This window comes from Rhodococcus aetherivorans (assembly GCF_011058165.1).
In the GTDB taxonomy this organism is placed as follows: Bacteria; Actinomycetota; Actinomycetes; order Mycobacteriales; family Mycobacteriaceae; genus Rhodococcus; species Rhodococcus aetherivorans.
The window spans coordinates 1-2,831 of sequence record NZ_JAALEG010000180.1 but is presented as its reverse complement, the minus strand read 5'-3'; the positions used below and the strand labels follow the sequence as shown (position 1 = coordinate 2,831).

Here is a 2,831-nt window from a genome sequence, read left to right as displayed (position 1 = left end):
GCCCGCACCCGCTGTTCTCCGCGTTCATCGCAGCCGCGCTGCGGTACAAGGCCGCCGAGCGCCTGCCCGTGGACGTGCACGGCGACGACGCGGACGAGGTCGACGTGGACGGCGGCGACGCGGTGGTCACCACGTCCGAGAACGCCACCGCCGGCGGCAAGTAGCCGACCGTGACGCAGCGACACGAGTTCCGGACGCTGTCCACGCGCCGGATCTACACCGGCGCGATCGTGTCGCTGCGTGTGGACCGGGTCGCCATGCCCGACGGGCACGAGGCCGAACGGGAGGTGGTCGAACACCACGGCGCCGTCGCGATCGCCGCGGTCGACGAGCAGGACCGGCTGATCCTGATCCACCAGTACCGCCACCCGCTCGGGCACCGCCTCTGGGAGCTGCCCGCCGGGCTGCTCGACGCGCCCGGCGAGGACCCGCTCGACGCGGCCCGCCGGGAACTCGCCGAGGAGACCGGCCTGGCCGCCGCCCGCTGGGACCTGCTCGTCGACCTCGCCCTCTCGCCGGGATTCACCGACGAGGCCGTGCGCGTGTACGCGGCCCGGGACCTGTCCGAGGCCGACCGGCCCGACCCCGAACACGAGGAGGCGGACCTCGAGATCCGCCGCGTCCCCGTCGACGAGGCCGTCGCCATGGTGCTCGGCGGCCGGATCGTCAACGCCACCGCCGTGTCGGGGATCCTCGCCCTCGCCGCCACCCGCCGCGACGCGGGCGCCCTGCGCCCCGCCGGGGCCGAGTGGCCCGACCGGCCCCGCGCCCTGCTGCGCACCAAGCGCGACGGGAACTGACGCGGTGCTCGCCCGCCAGCTCGACGCCTACCTCGACCACCTCACCGTCGAGCGCGGCGCCGCCCCCAACACCCTGGCGTCCTACCGGCGCGACCTCACCCGCTACCTCGACCACCTCACCGACCGCGGCATCGACGACCTCGCCGACGTCCGTGAAGAGCACGTCGGCGACTTCGTCACCGCGCTGCGCCGAGGCGACCCCGACCGCGGCAGGCCCGCCCTCGCGGCCAGCTCCGCCGCCCGCGCCCTCGTCGCCGTGCGCGGACTGCACCGCTTCGCCACCACCGAAGGCCGCACCCCCGTCGACGTCGCCCGCGCCGTCAAACCCCCCGCCGCGGGCCGGCGCCTGCCCAAGGCCCTGTCCGTCGCCGACGTGCTGGCCATCCTCGGCTCCGCGGGCACCAGCGCCGACGGGCCGCGCGACCTGCGCGACCGGGCGCTGCTCGAACTGCTGTACTCCACCGGGGCACGCATCTCCGAGGCCGTCGGCCTCGACGTCGACGACCTCGACACCACCAACCGGTCGGTGCTCCTGCGCGGCAAGGGCGGCAAGCAACGCGTCGTGCCGGTCGGCCGGCCCGCCCTGGCCGCCGTCGACGCCTATCTCGTGCGGGGCCGGCCCGCGCTGGCCACCGGCCGCACCCCCGCACTGTTCCTCAACGCCCGCGGCGGCCGCCTGTCCCGGCAGAGCGCCTGGCAGGTGCTGCAGACCGCCGCCACCCGCGCCGGGGTCACCGCCGCCGTCTCCCCGCACACCCTGCGCCACTCCTTCGCCACCCACCTCCTCGACGGCGGCGCCGACGTGCGCGTGGTGCAGGAACTGCTCGGCCATGCCTCGGTGACCACCACACAGATCTACACGCAGGTCACAGCCGGTGCGCTGCGCGAGGTGTGGGCCGGGGCCCACCCCCGCGCCCGATAGCGCCCGCGACGGCAGGGCGTGTCCACGGCGCCATCGCACCACCCGAAGCGGTAGCGTTGATCCGACAGCCGAGCGAGCAGGACAGGGGGAGCAGGGGATAGTGGGGACACCACAACCGCCCGCAGCGGACACAGCGCCGGCAGCACAGCACGCCCTGCTCCACGGCCGCCCCGGCGCCGACGCGGCACACGCCGGCCCGGAGCACACCCACACCGCGGAACCCGAGGCCGAGCTCGGCCCCACCGGCCGGCCCCGCCGGCACGTCCCGGAACCGCAGCCGCTGCCCAGCCATGGGCCCGCGAAGATCATCGCGATGTGCAACCAGAAGGGCGGGGTCGGCAAGACCACCTCGACCATCAACCTCGGTGCCTCCCTCGCCGAATACGGCCGCCGCGTCCTGCTCGTCGACCTCGACCCGCAGGGCGCCCTGTCCGCCGGTCTCGGTGTCGCCCACCACGACCTCGACCTGACCGTGCACAACCTCCTCGTCGAACGCGGCGTCTCCGTCGACGACGTACTGCTGCACACCCGCGTCGAAGGCCTGGACCTGCTGCCCAGCAACATCGACCTGTCCGCCGCCGAGATCCAGCTCGTCTCCGAGGTCGGCCGCGAACAAGCCCTCGGCCGCGCCCTGTACCCCGTCCTCGACCGCTACGACTACATCCTCGTCGACTGCCAGCCGTCCCTCGGCCTGCTCACCGTCAACGCCCTTGCCTGCGCCGACGCGGTGATCATCCCGATGGAATGCGAGTACTTCAGCCTCCGCGGACTGGCCCTGCTCAACGACACCGTCGACAAGGTGCGCGACCGGCTCAACCCCAAGCTCAGCCTCGCCGGGATCCTCGTGACCATGTTCGACTCGCGCACCCTGCACGCCCGCGAGGTGATGTCCCGGGTCGTCGAGGTCTTCGGCGACCTCGTCTACGACAGCGTCATCGCCCGCACCGTCCGGTTCCCCGAGACCAGCGTCGCCGGAGAACCCATCACCACCTGGGCGCCGAAGTCCGCCGGCGCCGAGTCCTACCGGGCCCTGGCCCGCGAAGTGATCCACCGCTCCGGCCGATAGCCCGTGACCGTCGACACCCCCGGCCCGGCCGCGCCCGACCCTG

General features: G+C 74.2%; 3 protein-coding genes. All 3 read left to right on the top strand.

Features of this window, described 5'->3' with window-relative positions:
* The first annotated feature begins 170 nt into the window (after positions 1-170).
* The 3 genes from G6039_RS29975 to G6039_RS29965 all read left to right on the top strand — a co-directional run bounded on the left by G6039_RS29975 (position 171) and on the right by G6039_RS29965 (position 2,788).
* Complete coding sequence (locus G6039_RS29975) at positions 171-800, top strand: NUDIX domain-containing protein (RefSeq protein WP_029543870.1); 630 nt, start codon at positions 171-173, stop codon at positions 798-800.
* Between the two features lie 4 nt (positions 801-804).
* On the top strand, positions 805-1,722 hold the full coding sequence (xerD, locus tag G6039_RS29970) for a site-specific tyrosine recombinase XerD (protein ID WP_006936739.1): 918 nt from the start codon (positions 805-807) through the stop codon (positions 1,720-1,722).
* 100 nt (positions 1,723-1,822) lie between these two features.
* Positions 1,823-2,788: a ParA family protein gene (locus G6039_RS29965; RefSeq protein ID WP_006936740.1), complete on the top strand. Its 966-nt coding sequence runs from the start codon at positions 1,823-1,825 to the stop codon at positions 2,786-2,788.
* Positions 2,789-2,831 lie beyond the last annotated feature (43 nt).